Genomic DNA, 22,623 nt, shown 5'->3' on the forward strand with positions numbered 1-22,623 from the left:
TGTCGTCAAATTAAATCTTGACTTTTACAGTTAAAAAGATCAAGGGCTTTGTTGTCCACTTTTATTTGGAGTGTAAGAGTAAATTTTTGTGAAAATTTATTAATTTTTCATTAGTTGCCAGTTTCCACTGCGAGCTTCATCAACAGATAGCAAAATAGCATCTCTAGTCTCAAAGGCTCTTTGATCCTTATTTAATTGCTGATTCAGCATTTTTCGCTCACCAAATATCGTCAAAACTTGTCTTACTTCATCACTTCGAACCAAAAGGAGTTGCTTACCTATTACATTAATCGTCGAGTCATAATTTTTGCAGGCTAATACGGTAATGCCGCTTGAGAGTTCAAATTTGTCCATGATATTCATTACAGCAATCATTTTTAGAGTCTCTTATTAATCACAGATTTGACCCATTGCTCAAAATCATTTTAGTGGTTGATTCACCTATTTATTACAGCCTTATCTGAAAGCATAGCAAAGACCTGATGAATGATGATCAGGTCTTTGCTGGCAACAATATTAAAAAGTCTGGCCTTGTGCCACAGGGTAGTGGCTAGGTTATGATGGACGCTTTTCGGTATAGGAAAGCAGTATGGATACAACAGAAGGGAATCCACCGCAACATTCAAGGTTGCGGCTTGATCATCATTTGCGGCGCATGACTGGGCGTAATCAGCATGAGCATCATCGTGCAGCCACACCACTAGAGCTGTTATATGACCTTACTCTCGTGGTGGCCTTTGGGGTGGCGGGTAGCCAGATGGCGCATGCGTTGGCTGAGGGACATATTTGGGTTGGAGTAGCTGGATTTATCTTTACCATGTTTGCAGCGGTATGGGCTTGGGTTAACTTTACTTGGTTTGCCTCCGCTTATGATACCGATGACTGGTTTATGCGTTTGGCAGTGATGATGCAGATGGCGGGAGTCATGGTATTAGCACTGGGTGTTCCTGATCTGTTCCATGGTCTGGAAGCCGGCACATTTCATAATCAAGTGATGGTCGGTGGCTATGTGGTAATGCGTCTAGCACTGGTAGCGCTCTGGTTGCGGGCAGCACTCAGTGACCCGCCTCGGCGCAAGGTTTGTCTGGGGTATGCGGTATCGATTGCTCTGGCTCAGGTGGGGTGGGTGGTACTGGCGCTCTGCTCTTCATCTTTACCATTTGGGGTGCTGCTGGTATTGGCAATACTGATTCTTTGCTTGGAGTTTGTGATTCCTTATCTAGTGGAGACTCGCTTTGGGGGTACACCGTGGCATCCCCATCATATTGCTGAGCGTTATGGGCTATTGGCGATTATTGCTTTGGGTGAGGGTATTATCGGTACCGTTTCAGCACTAGAAGCCTTGATTAGTAAGGAAGGTTGGAGTGGTGAAGCTGTGTCGGTGCTGACAGCAGGGTTAATGCTGACTATGGGCTGCTGGTGGGTTTACTTCAATACTCCCTTTGGCAATCTGCTGGCCTATCAGCGGCGGCGAGCCTATTTATTCGGATATAGCCATTTGCTGGTCTATATGTCTATTGCTGCTATCGGAGCGGGTCTGCATGTAGCAGCCTATTATGTTCAGGGCACGGCTCATATTGGCATTACAGGTATGGTATTTTCGGTTGCATTACCGACGGGTATCTTTATTTCTACGGTTTATCTACTAGGGCCGTTACTGTCAGGTGTCCGTTTTCAGCGTTATCACCTGTTACTTATGCTAGTGAGTTTTCTAGTATTGCTGGCGGGTGTGCTACTAGCTGCAATAGGCGCTGGTTTGAGTTGGAGTTTGGGGGTGATTATGTTAGCCCCTTGGGTAACGGTGATCGCGTTTGAAGCGTTTAGCCACCAGAATGTAGAGCAGATGCTACTGCAAGAAAGTGAGCTAGCCTCAAAGAGCAGCCCTGACGCAGCTATTAAAGCGAGCATAGGGTAATAGTAGTGATGTAATAGTGGATAAGGGGTAAACACATTAAAATGCGTTTACCCCAGAGAGTTATCCCACTCTGAAAAAGTACGGGTATTGTTTATTTCGGAATAGACCCCTGAATAACATAATTGGCTGATGAAGTAGTATTACTCGGATGGAGTAATACATTGCCCGCCAAGAGATTTATATCATTATCAGGGCCTGCGAAAATCGTTTGACCATCCATATTAATATCGGTTTTAGCATAGCCGGGTTTGACATAGTTAGCATTTAAACTGGTATTGGCAGGCCATAATAAAACGCTGCTTAAGACCAAGTTCACCTCATTATCCGGCCCATTGGCAATTATTTGATCATCAGTATTGACATCACCCGCCCATAGCAGGGTCTTGTTGCTAGCGCTAGTGAGGCGTGTATTACTCCCTAAGCCCACCGAGCTGAGTGAAAAATCCACTAAAATACTGCTGCCTAATGTTAGTGTGATAGGGGTAGCTGTAATAATGCCTAAATGATTACGATGGCGCACAGCGATATAATAATCACCCGCTGCTAAGCCAGTAGGTTTGAGTATAGCGCTTCCGGTACTCGCATCCACCACATCCCCATCGCGCTGTAGGATACTGGGAATACTTAAAACCACGGTGGCAGGAGTTGCTGCCGAGCGCACTTCTAATAATACCCAATCAACAGGCGCATCATTACCCGTTAGCCCCAAAACGCCAGAGTCTACCGTTTCCATGCCGGAGCTACCTACGAGTTGAGTATAGGGTTGGGTGGTAGGGATGAGACCAAGGGTGGCTAAGGCATTGTCCATTAAGTCCGTAGAGCTATTATAAGCCCCTTGCAACCAAGCTTTGACTTGTATACCTAATGAGGTGGGCATGACGCTAATGCTGAGCATTTGAGTGTCTACCGCCCCTTGAGTATCACTCGCGCTCACCATCACTTCATAGATATTATCGCTATTACTATCGAGGGCAGGATCTAGTGTTGCATCCATACCGTAATAGGCAGGATCTACAAAGCTGAGTGCTCCAGTGCTAGGGTCAATGGTAAATTGTGCAGCATCGGTTCCCCCACTAATGCCATAGGTCAATGGGTCATTATTAACATCGGTTGCGCTAATCGTGGTTACCGTAGTCGAACCCTCGGACACATCGAATGAAGCACTAGGTGTAGGGAAGGCAGGAGCAGTATTGGTATTCAGACAATCCACCGCGCTACCATAGTTATCCAGATAGTTATTATCGGTCATAGAGCCCCAGCCAAGATTGGTAAATTGATTGGCTGGCACCGTATTCATGGAGTTCGTTGGGATATTAAAGGGATCGCTATCCTCAATAATTGCAACCGAACCGCTACACACACTTGGATTAATAAAGCTAAATACCTCCTGTGCGACACCCGCTTGCCAATTAAAATAGGCATGCCCAGACGGATTAAAGGTAAAGGATAAATAATCGGTTGTATTATTTTCCACCGGAGCATCCACACGAGAATCCAATACCCAAGACACATTCGCCACTGCAGACTGTAAATCGCTCACTAAAAAGCGATTCGATCCAGTTCCGGTAGGGACAGTGAGGGTAATTTGTCCGGTGAGACTGAGGTCGGTACTAGGCGTGCGGATAGGGCGCATAAATACATGATAACGCCCACTCAGATCCCGTTCGATCGAGTATTCTAAAACCTTTTCCGGTAGCTTAGTAATGGTGATGGTGAGATCTTGCGTATCCATCAATGAGCCATCACTCACTTGTACCTGTACCTCATAGCTATTATCACTATTGGCATCGGCAGGAGTGGCGAATTGTGGAGCGGTATTAAAGCTTAAAGCACCCGTTGAAGGATCAATCGTAAAGAGTGCGGCATCCGCACCACCGGAAATAGAGTAAGTGAGCGGGTCGCCATCAATATCACTAGCCGTAACTGTAGTAACCGTTGTGCTATTTTCTGGCAGGCTGAGAGTAGCTGTACTGCCTCCGCTTTGGCTGGTAATGGTGGGCGCATCATTCACATTCGTAACCGATAGGGTGAGATCTTGGGTATCGGTTAGTGAACCATCAGTCACTTGTACTTGTACCTCATAGTTATTATCACTATTGGCATCGGCAGGGCTAGCGAATTGTGGAGCGGTATTAAAACTTAAAGCCCCCGTTGATGCATCAATAGTGAAAAGTGCAGCATCAGCTCCACCGGAAATAGAGTAGGTGAGGGTATCACCATCAATATCGCTAGCCGTAACCGTAGTCACTGCGGTGCTATTTTCTGGCAGGCTGAGAGTAGCTGTACTACTTCCACCTTGGCTGGTAATGGTTGGAGCATCATTTACATTGGTAATCGTAACCGTAAGGTCTTGCATATCCATTAATGAACCATCACTAACCTGTACTTGCACCTCATAGTTATTATCACTATTGGCATCGGCAGGGTTAGCGAATTGTGGAGCGGTATTAAAACTTAAAGCCCCCGTTGAAGGATCAATTGTAAAGAGTGTGGCATCAGCTCCACCGGAAATAGAATAGGTGAGCGGGTCGCCATCAATATCGCTAGCTGTAATAGTAGTAACAGCAGTACTTCCCTCAGGCTGACTAATAGAAGCAGTACTGGTAATGGTGGGCGCATCATTTACATTGGTAATCGTAACCGTAAGGTCTTGCGTATCGGTTAGTGAACCATCAGTCACTTGTACCTGTACCTCATAGTTATTATTACTATCGGCATCGGCAGGGCTAGCAAATTGCGGGGCGGTATTAAAGCTTAAAGCACCCGTTGAGGCATCAATAGTAAAGAGCGCAGCATCCGCCCCACCGGAAATGGAATAAGTGAGTGCATCGCCATCAATATCACTAGCTGTAATAGTGGTAGCAGCAGTATTTCCCTCTGGTTGGCTAATGATAGCTGTACTGCCTCCGCTTTGGCTGGTAATGGTTGGAGCATCATTCACATTCGTAACCGATAGGGTAAGATCTTGGGTATCGGTTAGTGAACCATCAGTCACTTGTACCTGTACCTCATAGTTATTATCACTATTGGCATCGGCAGGGCTAGCAAATTGCGGGGCGGTATTAAAACTTAAAGCACCCGTTGAGGCATCAATAGTGAAAAGTGCAGCATCAGCCCCACCTGAAATGGAATAGGTGAGCGGGTCGCCATCTGCATCAATGGCTACTACAGTGGTGGCGGCAGTGGTGTATTCTGGTAGGTTTAGGGTAGCGGTAGCACCTCCTGCTAGGCTGGTGATAATCGGAGGCTGGTTGAGATAGGTATCAAAACAACCGGATGGAGCTAATACGGTCTCATAAACCCGTATATGAGTATTCACCCCTAGGAGCGATGCCGCAGTAAGTCTAACCTCATTAAAGGGCAAGGAGGTTTGAAAACTGACCACATGCTTACCAACAAACAGGGGTAAATCTAATAAATCACCACCACCTTTTGACTCTTGTTGGATGCCATTTAAATACGTGGTGAGTGTTAACGCATTCAATAAACCCAACCCTAAGCCGCCGGTATCCTCCACGGAGAATCCAGCAAATGAACCCGCAGGATAAGAGGTAGTAATCGGGTCTTCGACTGAAATACTGCCAGTGGCAAGTAACCCTGCTAGGATATTAATAGTGGCATAATTACTGCCATCGCTATCAATAATATTAGACGCACCCGTAACCTCACAGCCCACGCATACACCTGACAGCCCCGTGCGGGTACTGTTGATCCGAACCGGATAGGCAGGCTTAGTCCAGCTCGTACCTTGATCGGCATTACAAGCAAGAGCAGGCCCTGCACCCGCTTGCTCTAATAAGGCCGAGTAAACGCGTGTTTCACCCCCTAGACTTAAGCCTACAGGTTGCGAGATCTTAAAGCGCACCTCATCAAAAGATTGAGCCGTCCAAAAACCAATATTAAAAGGCCCAGAACTACCACTCCCAATCAGACCTAAAAGTGAGGCATCTACTAGGCTACTGCCACTCACGGTTTGACGTGCTACCCCCCCTAAATAGGTTGTCACCGTTATATTATCGAATAGACCGGCATCTAATAATCCCCCAACTTTTTCAATCCTAAAGCCAGCGAATGTGCCCGCAGGATACGAAATGCTGGCCTCTTTAACCCCTATTTCGGCATAGGCCAGCACACCGAGTACGGGAAAATCAATACTGGCATAGTTGGTTAAATTAGCATCGGTAACATTGGTTAAGTTACTGATGGTAGGACAGGTTAATGGGGTACAGAGTATATTAGGTGAGCGAGCACTAGAGGCGGTCACATTGTATGTGCTTTGTACCCAAGGCGTGGTCACATTGGATGTGAGCGCGGCCTGCGCTAGTTGAGTACAAAATAATAATAGCAATAGAATGATGATCTGTGAGTATTTAAATAAGAGAAAGCTCACAAAGTGGCTTTTTTTTATGCTCATTATTTTTGCTCCACATGAGTATAATTTTAATTTTTAGTAAATTTTGCTTAGGCGCAATATTTGATCAATAGCCTTGTAATCAGTTAGATAGTCAATAGTAATTAACCTCTCTATAACCCCCTAGGCTCTCGGCAGGAACCTACGCTTTAATGATATTAATAATATGTTTAATTTATTAATTAAGACAATAATTAATTGGTTTTATGGCTATTAATTAGCCTAATTTACTTATTTAAATAGCAAGGATAATGTGGTTATCTGAATAATAAAAACAACAAACCTATTAAACTCAATATTTAATAGGCTAATATGCTAACATGGTATGGTTTTGGTATAAAATAGTTTTGTTTTAAATTATTTTATAGGGAGGGGGGTTAATTGATAGAATTGGGTGTTTTGTTTCATGCGACCTGCCCATTGCTCGGCCTGCTCGCCTGTACCGTAAAAAAAGTCAGCACGTAATTCACCCCGAATAGCACCGCCGGTATCTTGAGCAAATACCAGTTTTTGTAAAGGGGTTTTACTATCGGGGTAATGGCTATCCACCCATAATAAAGTGCCCAGAGGAATGGTTTTAGGATCAACGGCGATACTACGCTCTGCTACTAAGGGTACATTTAATGCACCTATAGGGCCTTGGGTTACATTTTCGCGTAGTTTAAAAAACACATAGCTAGGATTTTGATTAAGAATTTCTTGGGCTTGATCCGGGTGGCTATCGAGCCAAGCGCGTAAAGTAAACATATTCATATGCTCACGTTCGACTAATTTACGTTCGATTAATACTTTGCCAATGGGTAAGTAACTACGCCCATTTTGATTATCATAACCCACGCCTATAATCGAACCATCGGGTAATTGCGCTCGTCCCGAACCTTGAATATGGAGGAAAAAAACATCATCCCGATTATCAGCCCATAGAATTTCATTACCCGCTAAAGGTTTCGTGTCACCCTCAATAGCCGCCCGGTCATAATAAGGTACAACACGGCTACCCTCTAAGCGCCCGCGCACGCGTTTATCTTTAAGCTCTGGATAAAGTTCGCCCAAATCAATGGTGAGTAAATTAGCTGGCGTTTTATAAATAGGGTATTTAAAACGTTCATCGGCTATATAGCTCGCCATTAATAATGGCTCATAATATCCGGTCATAAATCCGGTGGTTTTTCCCTCACTACTCATTATTTGCTGCGGTTGAAAGTGCTGCTCAAAAAAGGCTTTAGCACTGGCTCGATCAGGATTTAGCGTTTGCGCTTGTTGGCAAATAGTGAGCCAAGCCGTTACCTTTCTTTTTTGCATGGCTTGGCAATTATTCAGCAATGCAGGCCATGCTTGTTCATAAGCATCGCGCTCCCAGCCCGGTAGGTCTGACCAAGTGACGACTTTAGGTTGGGTATTATTATCGGATTTAGGGGGCGTACTCCACCAATCGCAACCGACTAGGCTCATACCGATTAAGACGGTACTGAGGTATTTAGCAAACTTAGTAATAGGTGTTACCACATTAAATCATCCGGTACTTGATAGGCCGCATAGGGATCTTCTTCCTCAGCAATCGGGCTTTGGGTTTTGGTATTGAGCAAGACAATATGTGAAGGATCACGCTGGGAGATTTTATCGCTTACTTGTTTGGGTATCAGTACATAACTCTCACCTGCACGGACTATGGCAATCACGCCATGAATGAGCTGGTCTTGTAGGGTTGGGGTGACATAAATATTTTTGACTTTATTGTTATCGGCAAATTGATAGGAAATGCTAGCACCTGTGGTATTGATTTTATTCAGGTCAATTAATTGGCGAATTTGAGCTTGAATAGCTTTCGCTTCGGCTTGTTCGCGCTGTTGGCGATTGAGCTCACGCGAGCGCTCAGCTTGTTCAATACGGGCTTGTTCGGCGAGGCGCTTGACTTCATCATCAGCCTGAGCGCTGCCTTTGGCTTCTTGGTATTTTTGTTTGCTGACTTCTTTTTCAGCTTTTTTGGCTTGTTTTTGATTAGCCAGACCGCTTTTCAGCAGTTGATCGCGTAAGGACATGATACACCCTCATTCAATGAATAAGAGTGTATTGTCTATAGCGTAAGGGAGCTTGACAAGAGTTAACTTGTGCCTAAAGCAATCGGGCGCTCAGGGTCACGAATCCACTCACTCCATGAACCAGGATAGAGTTTAGAGCCTGTAAGCCCTGCATGCTCCATAGCCAGTTGATTATGACACGCCGTCACACCAGAGCCACACATATGCACAACCTGCTCCACGGGAGTATCTTTTAATAAAGCTTCCCACTCAGCACGTAAGACCTCAGGGGCTTTGAAATAGATACCCGCTACATTGTCCGTGAGGGGGCGATTCCAAGCATTAGGAATATGGCCTGCGATGGGATCAATCGGCTCTTTTTCACCGCGAAAACGTTCGGCGGCGCGTGCATCCACTAATTGCCAAGCATGATTAGGCTGCATTAATGCATTAGCCTCCACACTATAATCAGCGCGGCTATGCGCGGTAAAATGGCCTTGGCGTGGAGCGGGTAACTCGCTCGTTACAGGGGCTTGAGCTTTTTGCCAAGCGTCAAAACCACCATCGAGTACCGCCACCTGATCATGACCTAACCAACGTAGGAGCCACCACGCACGTGCTGCCATGGCTCCAATATTGTCATCATAGACCACGACCTGAGTGTCATTATTCAGGCCACAAGCCCGTAATTTAGCACTCAATTGCTCGGCATCCGGCATAGGGTGACGCCCAGTAAGTGGGGTAATCGGGGAGGATAAATCATGATCTAAATGTAGATAATAAGCCCCTTGAATATGACTGCCTTCATACATAAAGCGTCCTAGCTCGGTATCAGCAAGGCTAAAACGGCAGTCAAGTATCAACCAATCGGGGTTGGATAAGTTTTCAACTAAAGTGGGTACAGAAATCAGTGTTTGGTACATTACAGGTCCTTATCTAAAATCATTTCATTGTAATCCTACCGGATCAACGATCCCTGCAGGGCAACCGACCTCCACTGGGCGTGAAGCAAGGGCTAAGGTGTTTAGATTACTACTGACAATTGAGCCTTTTAAGCCTAGGGTGAGTTCGGTAATTAAGCGTCTGCCACCATCGTCTTTACAGGCAATTTTGACTCGCTCACCTACACCCTGACCAAAAGCCTGATCAAATGCGCTGCGGATTTGACTGCTAGTGACGGTTTTCCCAATATTGTTGGCAAATAACGCTTGTACCGTGCTTTGGTTAATATCGGATAATACTTTAATCGAGTCCGTGAAATACTGCTCCGCTGGAGCACCATAGCATGTACCGTGTTTAATCCATTCGTGGTTTTCGAGTAGGGATTGTGTGCCGGGCATGACTTGATTGAGTTGAGTTTTGAGTGTGCTGGATAATGCGGGTGCTGTGAGTGCGCCCCAATCGCCTTGTTTATCTTTTGACTGCTGGTCTTTTGGGACATTGCAGTAAGACGCACGATCAGGCCATAGCCCATGTAGAGTAAAATGGGTGGCATCAAAGCGTGAGGTGGTTTGGCTTTTGCATTCTTTTTTGCCGGGGGCGGTTTCGCAAAAGGCCGGTTGCCAGCTAATGGCTAGAACATATTGACCGGATACGGCTGCCGTTGCAGACGTATTGGGGGTAGCCGCAGAGGATAGGACGGGTGCCGTGGGTGAAGGGTTAGCACCCGCTAGCGTGCCGCAGTCCATAGCGACCCAACGCTGATTGGGGGTAGACTCTGTTATTTTAAGGAGGTAATGCGTGGGATTATCCGCGCGATTTTTGGCTATCACGGTATAGGATGAGCCTACCGCTAGTTGAATATTACCGGGGTTATTCGCTTGGCGAATAGAGGGGGTCGCTGGGCATACCTTAGTGGCAGTGAGTTCACCACTCATTAAAACTTGAGCCGAAACATTTAAGCTCATGAGTAGTGCTAAAATACCGCTGCTGCCAATGATCAAAGAACGCATGAGGTCAACCTATAGAAATGAAGAAGGGGCTAAGCCTGCCAGAGAATTGCGCGTGCGACTAGTGGATTAAATTTTAGACGTAGGCTCGTGGATAAAAAGGCTTAGACCCTAGGTAGCTATGCTACACTGGGCGTTATTACCCTTTAGATTTTGGGATTTTCACTATGCAACAGGTATCTAAATTAGAGTATTTAACCTTTGAAGAATATCTTGCCGGTGAGCCTGTGAGTGATGTGCGTTATGAGTATATAGCAGGTCAAGTCTATGCTATGGCTGGCGGCAGTGAGTTACATAATACGGTTGCCGCTACCTTTCATGGCATGATTGAAAATGCCTTACCTGATCATTGCCGTTCTTGGCAGTCGGATATGAAAGTCGTGGGTAAAACACAAGGTGAGCACTTTGCGTATTATCCCGATATTATGGCGTCTTGCGAGGTGAATAAAGGCGATAACCCTTATATTCGTGATAACCCCTGCTTAATTATTGAGGTACTTTCACCCTCAACTCAACGCATTGATTTAAAAGAAAAGTTTGATGGTTATACCCAGATCACTAGTTTATTAGAGTATGTGGTAGTTTCACAAGATACGCCCTATTTACGCATTTTTCGCCGCCGTACCCATTGGCAAGCGGAGTCTTTTTATGCAGATGATACGTTTACCCTAGAGTCGATAGGGTTAACGGCAATGGTTAAGCAGATTTATCGGCGCGTGAAAAAAGAAGTGGGGCTGATTAACTGAACTATCGACCGAACAACAGTTCTATGTATCTAAATTCTGTACGCATAAAAAAGCCTCTTAATGGATATCACTAACCATCAAGAGGCTTTTTTAATGGTTGAGGCTCAACAAGGGTGCTGCATTGATTGCAAGAGTTACCTTATTATTTTAAATAGATATTATAACAGAAGGGTTCCCTCTCTAATTCAAGCTTACCCCATTGTCTTTTTCTTTGATCAGGTATTTTTATTCGCTTGCCATCGGTATTCGGCATTACATAAGAATAGCCATATTTAAATGTAGTAGTAATTTTTTGAGGTTCTTCTATTCCTAACTCTTTTTTATATGCAAGTCTATAAGTAAATTGAGCAACTGGTTTTTGAGGATCAAAGTTTTTTGGTTTTTTAAATGTACAATTATCAACGACTAATGCAAAAACCCTTATGCTGCCTGGTGGTGATACAGAACTGGGTCTGTACCAATCTTCTTTTTTTACACAGTTATCCCCAAGAACTTCTGGACTCACTTCCCACCAGCCCACATGGGATTCATGCATTATTTGTACTAACTCATCTGAAGCAAAGGTGCTATATATTGAGGTTGTTTTTTCTGAGAGTGTAGCAGATTGAGTTTTACTACTAGAACAAATCTGCATATCTCTATTTTCAATTAAATTAACTGCTATAGCATTAGAGGAAAAAAACAATAAAAGTATAATAAATATCTTTTTCATAAATGTTACCTAAAAAAACGGGGTTGTATTTGATAGGCTGAGTAATAACACTAATTTCAATCTTGCTTGTATACTAAGTATGCTTCCAACTAAAATATTTAGCGAAATACCAACATAACTATAAAAATCAATTGATTGTTAAATACATATTCGCAGGAGCAAGCCTTTTTGTCAATTAAATTTTTACTTGAAGTATTGGCATAGCTCTACTCTTTAAACATCACTCCGTTATAAAGTAACAGCATTTCTAGCTCGATACCTAGTGTTACTAATTTCACTCTAGCGTCTATTGGGGTATGAATATGAAAGTACCATTCATCACGGTTAATTTTATCAGTTTCGCCGTAAAACCCCGTCCGTTCACGGCGGGGATATCAGGCGAATCGGTTGGAAACCGATGATTCGGTCGTTCACTTGAGTTAGAATAGTAGCATGACATCCCCCCTAGTGACGGTTCTCAAAACGCTAAAAGTACGAGTCAAGGATAAGCACAAGCCTATTCTTGAACGTATGGCTTTTGAGGTGAATCAGGTCTGGAATGCTGCCAATGAAGAAACGGCCTATTATGCACATTTACCGATTCCTGAGATGGGTTGGCTTCATGTATACCTGAGCGCTTATGATCTTGCTAAATCTCAAGCAGCTCTACGTAAAGAACGGGGGTTTCTCATTCACTCTCAAACAGTTCAAGAAGTGACGGAAGCCCACGAGAAAGCCCGCAAGCAATTCAAGAAAAGCAAATTGCGCTGGAGAATATCGAGTGGTTCTAAACGTTCCTTAGGTTGGATACCCTTTAAAAAAGGCGCAGCCATTTGGAAGAATGGACAAGTTCGCTATGCAGGTCACTATTTCAAGGTATGGGATAGCTATGGATTAGCTCAATATGAGTTTCGTTCTGGTTCATTCTCTCAAGATGCTAGAGGACGTTGGTATTTCAATGTGGTTGTAGAAGTCCCAGTTATAGAGTCGATAGCTCAAGGACAAGTGGGCATTGATTTAGGTTTTAAAGATACGGCTACCTGTAGCAATGGCTTAAAGCTTGAATCCAAACAATTCTATCGAGAACTGGAATCTAAACTGGGTATAGCTCAAAGAGCTAAACAGAAAAAACGGGTGAAAGCGATTCATGCCAAAATCAAGAATCGTCGTTTAGATGCTATCCATCAATTCACGACCCAAGTCGTTAAAGATAACAGCTTAATCGTCATTGGCAATGTGAGCAGTTCTGCTTTAGTTAAAACTAAAATGGCAAAGTCTGTATTAGATGCAGGATGGTACATGCTCAAGACACAACTGAAATACAAAGCGAGTGCGCGGTCAGGGGTGTGTTTAGAAGTCAATGAATCGTACACTACCCAAGCTTGTTCATGTTGTGGCTGTATTAGCCCCAACAGTCCGAAAGGTAGAATAGGCTTACGAATAAGAGAATGGTCTTGCCCTGAGTGTGGGGCAACGCATGATAGAGATGTCAATGCAGCTAAGAATATTCTCGCGCTCGGACATGAGCGTCTGGCAGCAGGAATCCCCGTCCTTTAGGTCGGGGAGGATGTCAAGAAAATGCTCTAACATGACTTGTTCAGGATCAATCAGAATATAATCTTGTAATGAGGCTATAGAGCGATAGTGGGCAAATTTACCACCACGGTCATAGTCACGTGTACTGGGCGAAAGTACTTCAATAATGATAATAGGGTTTAATAAAGTGGTGTTATTATCACTTAATTCCGGCTGACCACAATAAACTGAAATATCAGGATAGGTATCTAATCCAGAGGGTGTATGAACACGCATATCGCTATTCATGGGGTGGCAGGACTTACCAGTCAATTTTTGGCGTAAGAGCGCGTAAACATTACCCGCTACTTGGGCATGGTTAAATGTACCCCCTGCCATAGCAGTAATCTGCCCTTGAAAATACTCATGACGCTGGGTGTGGTAGGACTCTTGGAGTAGATATTGCTCACGGCTGATGGTGTTTTCAACGGGAAACATGGGTTTATCCTATTCATCGTCTATGGTTGTATTGTAGCGGACATCACTACAGATTAGCAGTGTAGCCGCGTTCTGATTCAAGGTAGCCATCAAACTATAGGAACCCAAGAAACCGATAGAGCACTGAATAGGGGAAATTTCAAACGATTGCTACGTGGATAAGTGCCTAATCATCAATTAAGGTGCTATAGTACCCCCACTCTCGGGGAGCCTTTGGCTGAGATGTGTTGACAGACCCGTAGAACCTGATCCAGTTAGTACTGGCGTAGGAAAGAGTGAAACCCGCCCCTTTCGTGTCTCATTGCTCCTGCGCATGGCCTCTTGCCCAATACCATAATTCCGCCAGTACCTGATTCAGCCGTTTTGCACTCTGTAAGCCTGCTTGCCATTGTTGAGCCGTTACGTGTTGAAAGGCCGGTAGGGTGCGAAGGTGTTGGGGATCTAAACCCCAGGTGACTAACGCCACTGCATCAAACCACGCATTACCTAACCCTGCATATTCCCAATCAATGAGAACAAACGGATGAGCGCGTGTTGTGTTTTGGCAGACATTACCTAGATGTAAATCATGATGGACTAATACCGGAGGCAGTCGCGGTAAAGTGCTTAGCTTTTCACGCCATTCTGTAAGTAGTGCTTGAGCGAGGGGAGAGGGGAAGCGTTCTAGCAGGGTTTGATATTGTGCCGTTAGCTGGGTGTAGTCGATTGTGAGCAGAGTGACATCAGCGATTGGGATCGTGATGGATTGCAGCTCGGCTAAGGTCTGGGGTAGGGATAGGAGAGCGGTTTGACTCAACGCTTGAGGGACTGGCTCATAGGCCTGCATCAGGCATAACCCCTGTGGCACATCGTTACGAATAATCTGCACGGCCCACGGATAGGGCTGAATGAGTTCGAGTACTTTAGCCTCACACAGGCGATTCACGCTAAAGGCCAAAGTACTCGGCGCATTGACCCGTAACACATAAGACTGCGTGGGACATTCAACACGATAGAGCGTATTGCTACTACCGCCACTGAGGGAGTGTAGTACATAAGGAGCCGAGAGTGTGGCTTGCAACCAAGTATGCAGCCAAATAGATGGGGGTGGAGTCATCCGCCTATAGTAACTAAAAATAGGTAAAAGGTTAAAATCCTATGAAAATTCTTGCTCCTCTGGCTGTTAGTTTAATGGCCTTTAGCGCTCAAGCGGCAGATCTTACGGTTTATACCTATGATTCCTTTATTTCAGAATGGGGACCTGGTCCCAAACTAGAAGCTGAGTTTGAAAAACAATGTCAGTGTGATCTGAAATTTGTAGCAGTCGAGGATGGCGTGAGCATCCTCAATCGCCTACGGATTGAAGGGGATAGTACGAAAGCCGATGTGGTATTGGGTTTAGATAATGGTTTAGTCGAGGAGGCTCGTGCTACTGGCATTTTACAAGAGCATGGTCTGACCTTGCCCGCTTTTAAACCCGAATTAAAGTGGGAAGATAAAACCTTTGTACCCTATAACTATGGCTATTTTGCGTTTATTTATAATAGCGACAAGATCAAAGAGCCGGTTAAATCCTTAAAAGAGCTAATCGATTCTAAAGCCAGTGTGATCTATCAAGACCCGCGCACGAGTACCCCCGGACAAGGCTTAATGCTATGGGTCAAGGCCGTATATGGCGATAAAGCGCCTGAGGCATGGAAGGCATTAGCACAACATACCACGACAGTAACTAAGGGGTGGTGGGATGCGTATAGTATCTTCTTAAAAGATGGGGCGGATTATGTATTAAGCTATAGCACCTCGCCTGCCTATCATGTGATTAGTGAAAATAAAACCCAGTATAAAGCCGCACCTTTTGCCGAGGGGCATGTACCCCAGATCGAAGTCGCTGCTATGACTAAAACCACTCAGCAACCTGAGTTAGCCCGCCAGTTTTTAAACTTTTTAGTCTCAAAAGACGCGCAAACTATTATTCCGGTCACGAATTGGATGTTGCCTGTAATTGAGGGTATTGAGTTACCGCCGGTATTTAGTGAGTTGATTCAACCGCAACGAATTGGCTTTAGCAATGAAGAGATTGCTAAGCATCGTAAGGACTGGATCAGCGAATGGCGTTCTAGTGCGGTGAAGGAATAGGGTAAGCATGAGGTAGTACAGGGTGGCTGAGCACAGGATGCTTTGCCATTCTTACCTATGCTACTATAAGAAATAGTAAGGATTATTATAGTAGGTAAGATTATGTTAGCCACGCTCACCGCTAAAGGGCAAATTACCATCCCCAAAGCTGCACGCGAAACCTTAAAGCTCAGCCCTGGGGATCGTATTGAATTTATATTTGGAGATGATGGTAGATTGTTTCTACTACCTGTCACTCGTCCCGTAAAGACTCTTAAAGGCATGTTACCTAGACCTGAAAAGCCCGTCAGTCTAGAGGCTATGGATGAGGCTATTGCACAGGCTACCCGTACATGATTGGTTTAGATACGAATGTCATAGTGCGCTATCTCACCCAAGATGACCCGATACAATCACCCTTAGCGAGTACCTTTATTGAGCAACAACTGTCTACTAACAATCTAGGTGTTATTAGTCAGATTGTATTGTGTGAAGTGGCTTGGGTACTGAGTCGGGCTTATCACTACCCACGCGAGCAAGTAGCACAAGCCTTACATGCCCTATTAACCTGTCAAGAGTTTCAGGTTGAATGTGCTGATCTTGCCATTTTAGCATGGCACGATTATGTACAAGGCAATGCGGATTTCTCAGATTATCTATTAGCCCGCACACATCAACAGTTAGGTGCAGATTACACGATTACCTTTGATCGTAAAGCGGCTCATACTGCTACTTTTAAATTGCTAGTGTAGTGATTGACTAAGAGGCTTTTTGATAAAAAATCCTCTTGAAGCCTATGAGTATTACGTAGAAAACTGGATCCCTCCCTAAATTTTGAAAGTAACTATTGTTCCGATGAGGCTGCTAAGTTTGACTGAATTGCCGAGCGGCAGACCTCTAGTATTTCATCAGCCAGTGGTGAGTCGTCGGGACAGGAACGCGACAATATGAGTGCACCCAGTGCATGTGCAAATGTGTTGATACTTTTAGCGCGAGCCTCTTGTAATGCTACCTCATCCATCGTGATATCAGGAGTCAGTACCGCAAGCAAGTCCTCTAGTCCAGAGGCAAAAGCTGCTTTGACTACTGCTGGTTGACGCGCTGCGTCTGAGCACAATGCTGCCATTGTGCAGCCTTGGCTGGGGGTATCACGGTGCAATCTGGATAAATACTGCTCTACAACCGTAGCTGGATTAGCGTTTTTGGTCATGGCCACCGTTTGTGATATACCACAGGTTGCGGCCTCTGCCATTAAATCAGTCTTGGATTGAAAGTGCTTATAGAATCCGCCGTGGGTGAGACCTGCTGCCGCCATTAAATCAGCCACACCAACACCATCATACCCATGCTCACGAAAGAGGGTAGAGGCAGTTTCGACGATACGTGTCCGGTTTGCTTGAGCCTGTGCTTTGGTAACTTTCATAGTCGCTTACTTGGTTATTCATCTCTATTGATGATGATCATAATATAACATATTGACAATTTAGATGATGATCATCATCATAATTGACTATTCTCAATTATAAGGATTTTGATCATGACTTACACTCACCTGACCGTTCCTACACACTTTATTGAAGTAGGTGGCGACAAATTTGCTTATCGTCGTTGGGGTAATACCCTGAGCAATCAGCCTCCATTATTTTTAGTGCCGCATTTTCGAGCAGGTATGGATCATTGGGATCCACAGCTAACGGACGGACTGGCTGAAGGGCGTGAGGTTATCCTGTATAACGGCCGTGGTATTGCCTCATCCAGTGGTGTCCCGCGTAATCGTATTGAGGACATGGCGGATGATATTGCATTGGTAATCCAAGCGCTGGGTTTGCAACAGGTGGATTTGTTGGGCTTCTCTATTGGTGGTGTTCAGGTGCAAGAGGTAGCATTACGCCATCCGCAGCTTGTACGTAAGTTATTGCTGCTTGGTACGGGGTTGCGCGGGGGGGATCCAAGAATGGAGCCGAAGGTATTAGAGGTTGCATCCCATCCGGTACCTACTATAGACGATTTCCTATACTTATTTTTTGGTCGATCTGAAAACGCCAAACAGGCGGGTCGCGCCTTTTGGGAGCGTCGTCATCAACGCATTGATCAAGATCCACCAAGCTCTGCTGCGGTCGCCCAAGCACAAATGGAGGCGTTTGCTATTTACCTACAACCCTTGTCAGGTGAAAACCTCTATGCCTTCTTGAATGCAATGACACAACCAACACTCATACTTAATGGCGTGAACGATATTATGATTCCAACCATTAATTCGTGGCATTTGGCACAAAATATTCCCAACGCACAGTTGTTAATTTATCCAGATGCAGGACACGGCGCACAATTCCAATACCCCGAACGCTTCCTAAAACACGCCATCCAGTTCTTGGAAGAGTAATGGAATGGATACCCTCCTAACCTTTAATCAGTAATGGATAACTAATATGCAAGCTTTTATCCTTGAACGTTACGGCAAACAGCGCACATTGCTGCTGACCGACATTGCCGAACCTGAGCCTCAGGATGATGAAGTTGTCATTCAGATTCATGCAGCTAGTGTCAATGTGTTAGATGCCAAGATTCGTGATGGCGCGTTCAAATTCATTCTGCCCTACCGCTTGCCACTGGTGCTGGGGCATGATGTGGCAGGGGTAGTGACAAAACTCGGATCCCGCGTGAGTCGTTTTAAGGTGGGCGATGAGGTCTATGCCCGTGTGGACGATTTTCATATTGGCACATTCGCTCAGTCGATTGCGGTCAAAGAACACTCGCTTGCTCATAAACCTGCGAATATTTCAATGGTGGAGGCTGCCTCTTTGCCATTGGTTACTTTAACAGCATGGCAAGCACTTAAGGAGCGTGCTCAACTTACAAAAGGTCAGCATATCTTCATACAAGCTGGTTCTGGCGGGGTTGGGACGGTAGCAATACAACTAGCAAAATATTTAGGTGCAAGCGTTGCAACGACCACCAGCAGTAGCAATATAGATTGGGTGAAGCAGCTTGGGGCTGATGTGGTCATTGACTACAAGACTCAGGATATCGAGTCTATGCTGCATGACTATGATGTTGTACTCCATAGTCAGAATGAAAAGATACTCGCAAAATCATTACGTGTATTGCGACGCGGTGGTCGATTGATTTCGATTTCAGGTCCACCTGACCCAGCCTTTGGCAAGAGTAGCCATGCCTCCTTTTTTATACGCTGGATTTTAAGATTTTTGAGTGCGAGTGTCCGCTCTCAGGCCAAAAAACGGGGAGTGGAATATAGCTTTCTATTTATGCGTGCAGAGGGTACACAACTACAAGCCATTACCGAGTTGGTTGAGGCTGGTCACATTAAGCCGGTGGTGGATCGGGTATTTCCGTTTGAATCGACGAATGATGCTCTAGCTTATATTGATTCTGGTCGGGCAAAGGGTAAGGTTGTCATCCAAATGCAGTAAGGAAAGTTCCTGAATGGGTGACTAGACTAGCCACCTAATACCCGTTAACGTATGCGCCACTTTTAGCACCCACTAATACAGGACTTTAGATATGAGTGACTCTATGCAATTTGTGGTACAACCTGGTGGCGCATTAACCGGACGTATTCGCGTGCCCGGCGATAAATCCATTTCGCACCGCTCCATTATGCTCGGCTCTTTAGCCGAAGGGACGACCTATGTCAGTGGCTTTTTACAAGGCGAAGATTGCCTTTGTACCCTCAATGCCTTTCGTGCTATGGGTGTGGAGATTCAAGGCCCGAATGCTCAAGGTGAACTTACCATTCAAGGTGTCGGTTTACACGGTTTGCAAGCCCCTGCGCATGCTTTAGATATGGGTAATTCCGGTACGTCTATGCGTTTAATGTCAGGTCTGATGGCAGGGCAGGCGTTTGATGTTAGGATGATTGGTGATGTGTCCTTATCCAAGCGCCCGATGAAACGGGTCACAGTACCTTTAAGCCAAATGGGGGCTGTGATTGAAACCACCGCAGCCGGAACCCCACCTTTACAAGTCAAAGGCGGTCAAACCCTCAAAGGTATTCACTATGATATGCCAATGGCGAGCGCTCAGGTGAAATCCTCGATTTTATTAGCAGGCCTTTATGCCCAAGGCACAACCTCGGTCACTGAGCCTGCACCGACGCGTGATCATACCGAACGTATGCTGCGCGGTTTTGGTTATGCGGTGCAAACCGAGGGTAATAAGATTACCCTGCAAGGCGGTGGCAAGCTCACGGCTACCACCATTGATGTCCCTTCTGATATTTCCTCGGCAGCCTTTTTCATGGTCGGAGCCAGCATTGCACCGGGTTCGGATTTGATTATTGAGCATGTGGGCTTAAATCCTACCCGTACGGGTGTGATTGATATTTTACGTTTAATGGGCGGGGATTTAACCCTACTCAATGAGCGCGAAGTCGGGGGCGAGCCGGTGGCTGATATTCGTGTGCGTTATGCGCCCTTAAAAGGGATCACGATTCCTGAGGAGCTAGTGCCATTAGCCATTGATGAGTTCCCTGTGTTATTCGTAGCCGCCTCCTGTGCAACCGGACAAACCGTATTGACAGGTGCTGAAGAATTACGAGTTAAAGAAAGTGATCGTATTCAAGTGATGGCCGATGGTTTAATCGCCTGTGGTATTGATGCAAAACCGACACCTGATGGAATTATCATCCAAGGTGGTCAATTAGGTAGCGCTACGATTGAAAGTCATCATGATCATCGTATTGCAATGGCATTTTCAATGGCTGGATTACGTGCGAGTGCTCCCATGACCATTACGAATTGTGCTACAGTTAATACCTCATTCCCCGGATTTGTGTCATTAGCTGCTAAAGCAGGTGTCAGGATTACTAGCCATGAATAAACCCAATCTAAATGCGCCCGTTATTACCATTGATGGTCCTGCTGGAGTCGGTAAGGGAACTCTTGCCCACCAGCTAGCAGCCGATTTGGGCTGGGCGTTTTTAGATAGTGGGGCTATTTATCGGGTGGCGGCGCTGTATGCGTTGCGCCACGCGATCCCGCTCGATAATGAGGATGCGTTGGTGGATGCCATTCGCACCCTGGATATTGATTGCCAGCAAGCGCTGATTTTGCTCAATGGTGAAAATGTGAGCGAGGCGATACGCAATGAAACCTGTGCGAGTGCTACCTCCAAAATTGCAGCACTCCCACAAGTACGTCAAGCCTTATTAGCCTTGCAGCAGTCCTTCCAACAATTGCCCGGACTGGTAGCAGACGGGCGTGATATGGGTACGGTCGTATTTGCCCATGCACCCTTGAAGTTATTTCTCACAGCAAGTGCAGAGGTACGAGCGGAGCGACGTTTAAAGCAATTAAAGCGTCAGGGGCTTGAGGCTGATTTAGCTCAATTGGTAAAAGATATTAGCGAGCGTGATTACCGTGATGCCAATCGTGCGGTGGCTCCTTTGAAAGCTGCCGCCGATGCCCAAGTCATTGATACTAGTCGCTTAAGTGTCGCAGAGGTCAAGGCACTGGTAACTCCGATGTTAAGAGCGCTGGGTTATTTGCCCGCTTAAGCTATAATGTAGGGTATTTGCTCAAAAGATCTGCTCTTTTCATATAGAAATAACCCCTCCCCGACCCTCCCCTTGGCAGGAGAGGGAGTTAGTTTTTCTTTAACTTATCTAGTTGTAGTGGAGAGAGCTAGCGTTGCTTCTTCCCCTGACAAGGGGGAGACTGAGAGGGGGTTCTTTTAGCAATAGGATTGGTATTATGACGCAGCAATTCGCCTCGGATAATTACGCGGGGACTTGTCCCGAAGCCTTAAAGTATTTTCTAGAGGCTAATGCTTCCGGGCATGAGTTAGCCTATGGTGAGGATCGTTGGACCACGCAAGTCTGCAATCAATTGCGTGAGCTCTTCCAAACCGATTGTGAAGTGTTTTTTGTTTTTAATGGTACAGCCGCTAATTCCTTAGCTTTAGCGTCCTTATGTCAAAGTTATCATTCTGTGCTCTGCCACGAATTGGCGCATATTGAAACCGATGAATGTGGCGGGCCGGAGTTTTTTTCTAATGGCTCTAAACTTTTGGTCGGTAAGGGCGAGAATGGCAAACTAACCCCACAAATCATTGATGCGTTGGTCACTAAACGTAGTGATGTTCATTATCCCCGCCCGAAAGTGGTGTCCATCACTCAATCCACCGAAGTAGGCACGGTTTATACCGTTGAAGAGTTGCGGGCGATTGCGGCGATGGCAAAGCGTCATCATCTGAAAATCCATATGGATGGCGCTCGTTTTGCCAATGCGGTGGCCTCGCTCAACGTACATCCCTCAGAAATCACTTGGCGAGCGGGGGTGGATGTACTGTGTTTTGGTGGGACTAAGAATGGTTTACCCATTGGCGAGGCGGTGATTTTCTTTAATAAAGCCTTAGCCGAAGATTTTGCCTATCGGGTGAAGCAATCAGGACAGTTAGCCTCTAAAATGCGCTTCATTTCAGCGCCATGGCTGGGCTTATTAGAGAATAATATCTGGCTTAAGAATGCTCAACATGCTAATCACATGGCGCAATTACTCCATGAGCGTATTAAGGCTTTGCCACAGATTAAAATCATGTTCCCACCCCAAGCGAATGCAGTATTTGCTGAGTTACCGCTGCCTATTATTCAAGGTTTACGCGCTAAGGGCTGGCATTTTTATCAGTTTATTGGCGAGGGTGGTTGTCGTTTTATGTGTGCTTGGGATACGGAGCCTGCCACGGTGGAGGCATTAGCAGCGGATATGGCGTTACTGTGTCAGCAGGGTTGACGCTTTGCAGCTATGCTTAGCGAGAGTATGCTGTATT

General features: G+C 45.5%; 20 protein-coding genes, 1 pseudogene and 1 riboswitch. Of the genes and pseudogenes, 11 read left to right on the forward strand and 10 right to left on the reverse strand.

Going from position 1 to position 22,623, the window contains the following annotated elements:
* Window positions 1-99: 99 nt before the first annotated feature.
* Complete coding sequence (locus tag A3IK_RS0102565) at window positions 100-375, reverse strand: hypothetical protein (protein WP_020558401.1); 276 nt, start codon at window positions 373-375, stop codon at window positions 100-102.
* A gap of 214 nt (window positions 376-589) precedes the next feature.
* Here A3IK_RS0102565 and A3IK_RS0102570 point away from each other — a divergent pair, with 214 nt between their 5' ends.
* On the forward strand, window positions 590-1,915 hold the full coding sequence (locus A3IK_RS0102570; RefSeq protein ID WP_020558402.1) for a low temperature requirement protein A: 1,326 nt from the start codon (window positions 590-592) through the stop codon (window positions 1,913-1,915).
* A gap of 91 nt (window positions 1,916-2,006) precedes the next feature.
* On the opposite strand, the gene A3IK_RS20050 is transcribed toward A3IK_RS0102570, so the two are convergent.
* The 5 genes from A3IK_RS20050 to A3IK_RS0102595 form a co-directional block, all read right to left on the reverse strand.
* A complete protein-coding gene (locus A3IK_RS20050; protein ID WP_020558403.1) occupies window positions 2,007-6,329 on the reverse strand; it encodes an Ig-like domain-containing protein in 4,323 nt (1,440 codons plus the stop codon).
* A 354-nt stretch (window positions 6,330-6,683) separates the two neighbouring features.
* Window positions 6,684-7,832 carry a murein transglycosylase A gene (gene mltA / locus A3IK_RS0102580; RefSeq protein WP_020558404.1) on the reverse strand — a complete coding sequence of 383 codons (1,149 nt, stop codon included), beginning with the start codon at window positions 7,830-7,832 and terminating at the stop codon, window positions 6,684-6,686.
* A complete protein-coding gene (locus tag A3IK_RS0102585; protein WP_020558405.1) occupies window positions 7,826-8,365 on the reverse strand; it encodes a DUF2058 domain-containing protein in 540 nt (179 codons plus the stop codon). Before A3IK_RS0102585 ends, mltA begins: the two co-directional genes overlap by 7 nt.
* Before the next feature lie 62 nt (window positions 8,366-8,427).
* Window positions 8,428-9,267, reverse strand: coding sequence for a sulfurtransferase (locus A3IK_RS0102590; RefSeq protein WP_020558406.1), 840 nt, complete (start codon window positions 9,265-9,267; stop codon window positions 8,428-8,430).
* 24 nt (window positions 9,268-9,291) lie between these two features.
* Window positions 9,292-10,296 (reverse strand): ribonuclease T2 family protein, encoded by a 1,005-nt coding sequence (locus A3IK_RS0102595; RefSeq protein WP_020558407.1) that lies wholly within the window; start codon window positions 10,294-10,296, stop codon window positions 9,292-9,294.
* 164 nt (window positions 10,297-10,460) lie between these two features.
* Here A3IK_RS0102595 and A3IK_RS0102600 point away from each other — a divergent pair, with 164 nt between their 5' ends.
* On the forward strand, window positions 10,461-11,039 hold the full coding sequence (locus tag A3IK_RS0102600) for a Uma2 family endonuclease (RefSeq protein ID WP_020558408.1): 579 nt from the start codon (window positions 10,461-10,463) through the stop codon (window positions 11,037-11,039).
* Window positions 11,040-11,181: 142 nt separating this feature from the next.
* Here the strand turns inward: A3IK_RS0102600 and A3IK_RS0102605 are convergent, their stop codons facing one another.
* Complete coding sequence (locus A3IK_RS0102605; RefSeq protein WP_020558409.1) at window positions 11,182-11,751, reverse strand: hypothetical protein; 570 nt, start codon at window positions 11,749-11,751, stop codon at window positions 11,182-11,184.
* Window positions 11,752-12,183: 432 nt separating this feature from the next.
* Here A3IK_RS0102605 and A3IK_RS0102610 point away from each other — a divergent pair, with 432 nt between their 5' ends.
* Window positions 12,184-13,287 (forward strand): RNA-guided endonuclease InsQ/TnpB family protein, encoded by a 1,104-nt coding sequence (locus A3IK_RS0102610; RefSeq protein ID WP_020558410.1) that lies wholly within the window; start codon window positions 12,184-12,186, stop codon window positions 13,285-13,287.
* Between the two features lie 30 nt (window positions 13,288-13,317).
* Here the strand turns inward: A3IK_RS0102610 and A3IK_RS21635 are convergent.
* Together A3IK_RS21635 and A3IK_RS0102615 are read right to left on the reverse strand one after the other, a co-directional pair.
* A pseudogene (locus A3IK_RS21635) lies at window positions 13,318-13,743 on the reverse strand (Uma2 family endonuclease); the annotation flags it as partial.
* Window positions 13,744-13,936: 193 nt separating this feature from the next.
* Window positions 13,937-14,032, forward strand: a riboswitch (TPP riboswitch).
* Between the two features lie 9 nt (window positions 14,033-14,041).
* The gene (locus A3IK_RS0102615; protein WP_020558411.1) at window positions 14,042-14,839 is read right to left on the reverse strand and encodes a phosphotransferase family protein; all 798 of its coding nucleotides are present in this window, start codon (window positions 14,837-14,839) and stop codon (window positions 14,042-14,044) included.
* Window positions 14,840-14,880: 41 nt separating this feature from the next.
* Here A3IK_RS0102615 and thiB point away from each other — a divergent pair, with 41 nt between their 5' ends.
* From thiB to A3IK_RS0102630, 3 genes are all read left to right on the forward strand, one after another.
* Window positions 14,881-15,858 (forward strand): thiamine ABC transporter substrate binding subunit, encoded by a 978-nt coding sequence (gene thiB / locus A3IK_RS0102620; protein ID WP_020558412.1) that lies wholly within the window; start codon window positions 14,881-14,883, stop codon window positions 15,856-15,858.
* Between the two features lie 102 nt (window positions 15,859-15,960).
* Window positions 15,961-16,194 carry an AbrB/MazE/SpoVT family DNA-binding domain-containing protein gene (locus tag A3IK_RS0102625; RefSeq protein ID WP_020558413.1) on the forward strand — a complete coding sequence of 78 codons (234 nt, stop codon included), beginning with the start codon at window positions 15,961-15,963 and terminating at the stop codon, window positions 16,192-16,194.
* Entirely contained in the window at window positions 16,191-16,589 is a 399-nt protein-coding gene (locus tag A3IK_RS0102630; RefSeq protein ID WP_020558414.1) for a type II toxin-antitoxin system VapC family toxin, read from the forward strand. The genes A3IK_RS0102625 and A3IK_RS0102630 overlap by 4 nt, the downstream gene beginning before the upstream one ends.
* Window positions 16,590-16,681: 92 nt before the next feature.
* Here A3IK_RS0102630 and A3IK_RS0102635 read toward each other — a convergent pair whose 3' ends face one another.
* A complete protein-coding gene (locus tag A3IK_RS0102635) occupies window positions 16,682-17,260 on the reverse strand; it encodes a TetR/AcrR family transcriptional regulator (protein ID WP_020558415.1) in 579 nt (192 codons plus the stop codon).
* Window positions 17,261-17,374: 114 nt separating this feature from the next.
* On the opposite strand from A3IK_RS0102635, the gene A3IK_RS0102640 reads away from it, so the two are divergent.
* From A3IK_RS0102640 to A3IK_RS0102660, 5 genes are all read left to right on the forward strand, one after another.
* A complete protein-coding gene (locus tag A3IK_RS0102640; protein ID WP_020558416.1) occupies window positions 17,375-18,220 on the forward strand; it encodes an alpha/beta fold hydrolase in 846 nt (281 codons plus the stop codon).
* A gap of 46 nt (window positions 18,221-18,266) precedes the next feature.
* Window positions 18,267-19,268: an NADP-dependent oxidoreductase gene (locus A3IK_RS0102645; protein ID WP_020558417.1), complete on the forward strand. Its 1,002-nt coding sequence runs from the start codon at window positions 18,267-18,269 to the stop codon at window positions 19,266-19,268.
* Between the two features lie 91 nt (window positions 19,269-19,359).
* On the forward strand, window positions 19,360-20,676 hold the full coding sequence (gene aroA, locus A3IK_RS0102650) for a 3-phosphoshikimate 1-carboxyvinyltransferase (protein ID WP_026220780.1): 1,317 nt from the start codon (window positions 19,360-19,362) through the stop codon (window positions 20,674-20,676).
* Window positions 20,669-21,352 (forward strand): (d)CMP kinase, encoded by a 684-nt coding sequence (gene cmk, locus A3IK_RS0102655; protein WP_020558419.1) that lies wholly within the window; start codon window positions 20,669-20,671, stop codon window positions 21,350-21,352. Before aroA ends, cmk begins: the two co-directional genes overlap by 8 nt.
* A 196-nt stretch (window positions 21,353-21,548) precedes the next feature.
* Window positions 21,549-22,586, forward strand: coding sequence for a threonine aldolase family protein (locus A3IK_RS0102660; RefSeq protein WP_020558420.1), 1,038 nt, complete (start codon window positions 21,549-21,551; stop codon window positions 22,584-22,586).
* Window positions 22,587-22,623 lie beyond the last annotated feature (37 nt).

Source organism: Thiofilum flexile DSM 14609 (assembly GCF_000380185.1).
GTDB classification, from domain to species: Bacteria; Pseudomonadota; Gammaproteobacteria; order Thiotrichales; family Thiotrichaceae; genus Thiofilum; species Thiofilum flexile.

Excerpts from the sequence above, each read along its gene's own strand:
- A3IK_RS0102565 (WP_020558401.1), bottom strand. The coding sequence starts at position 375 with ATGATTGCTGTAATGAATATCATGGACAAATTTGAACTCTCAAGCGGC.
- A3IK_RS0102570 (WP_020558402.1), top strand. The coding sequence starts at position 590 with ATGGATACAACAGAAGGGAATCCACCGCAACATTCAAGGTTGCGGCTT.
- A3IK_RS20050 (WP_020558403.1), bottom strand. The coding sequence starts at position 6,329 with ATGAGCATAAAAAAAAGCCACTTTGTGAGCTTTCTCTTATTTAAATAC.
- A3IK_RS0102585 (WP_020558405.1), bottom strand. The coding sequence starts at position 8,365 with ATGTCCTTACGCGATCAACTGCTGAAAAGCGGTCTGGCTAATCAAAAA.
- A3IK_RS0102590 (WP_020558406.1), bottom strand. The coding sequence starts at position 9,267 with ATGTACCAAACACTGATTTCTGTACCCACTTTAGTTGAAAACTTATCC.
- A3IK_RS0102595 (WP_020558407.1), bottom strand. The coding sequence starts at position 10,296 with ATGCGTTCTTTGATCATTGGCAGCAGCGGTATTTTAGCACTACTCATG.
- A3IK_RS0102600 (WP_020558408.1), top strand. The coding sequence starts at position 10,461 with ATGCAACAGGTATCTAAATTAGAGTATTTAACCTTTGAAGAATATCTT.
- A3IK_RS0102605 (WP_020558409.1), bottom strand. The coding sequence starts at position 11,751 with ATGAAAAAGATATTTATTATACTTTTATTGTTTTTTTCCTCTAATGCT.
- A3IK_RS0102610 (WP_020558410.1), top strand. The coding sequence starts at position 12,184 with ATGACATCCCCCCTAGTGACGGTTCTCAAAACGCTAAAAGTACGAGTC.
- A3IK_RS0102615 (WP_020558411.1), bottom strand. The coding sequence starts at position 14,839 with ATGACTCCACCCCCATCTATTTGGCTGCATACTTGGTTGCAAGCCACA.
- thiB (WP_020558412.1), top strand. The coding sequence starts at position 14,881 with ATGAAAATTCTTGCTCCTCTGGCTGTTAGTTTAATGGCCTTTAGCGCT.
- A3IK_RS0102625 (WP_020558413.1), top strand. The coding sequence starts at position 15,961 with ATGTTAGCCACGCTCACCGCTAAAGGGCAAATTACCATCCCCAAAGCT.
- A3IK_RS0102630 (WP_020558414.1), top strand. The coding sequence starts at position 16,191 with ATGATTGGTTTAGATACGAATGTCATAGTGCGCTATCTCACCCAAGAT.
- A3IK_RS0102635 (WP_020558415.1), bottom strand. The coding sequence starts at position 17,260 with ATGAAAGTTACCAAAGCACAGGCTCAAGCAAACCGGACACGTATCGTC.
- A3IK_RS0102640 (WP_020558416.1), top strand. The coding sequence starts at position 17,375 with ATGACTTACACTCACCTGACCGTTCCTACACACTTTATTGAAGTAGGT.
- A3IK_RS0102645 (WP_020558417.1), top strand. The coding sequence starts at position 18,267 with ATGCAAGCTTTTATCCTTGAACGTTACGGCAAACAGCGCACATTGCTG.
- aroA (WP_026220780.1), top strand. The coding sequence starts at position 19,360 with ATGAGTGACTCTATGCAATTTGTGGTACAACCTGGTGGCGCATTAACC.
- cmk (WP_020558419.1), top strand. The coding sequence starts at position 20,669 with ATGAATAAACCCAATCTAAATGCGCCCGTTATTACCATTGATGGTCCT.
- A3IK_RS0102660 (WP_020558420.1), top strand. The coding sequence starts at position 21,549 with ATGACGCAGCAATTCGCCTCGGATAATTACGCGGGGACTTGTCCCGAA.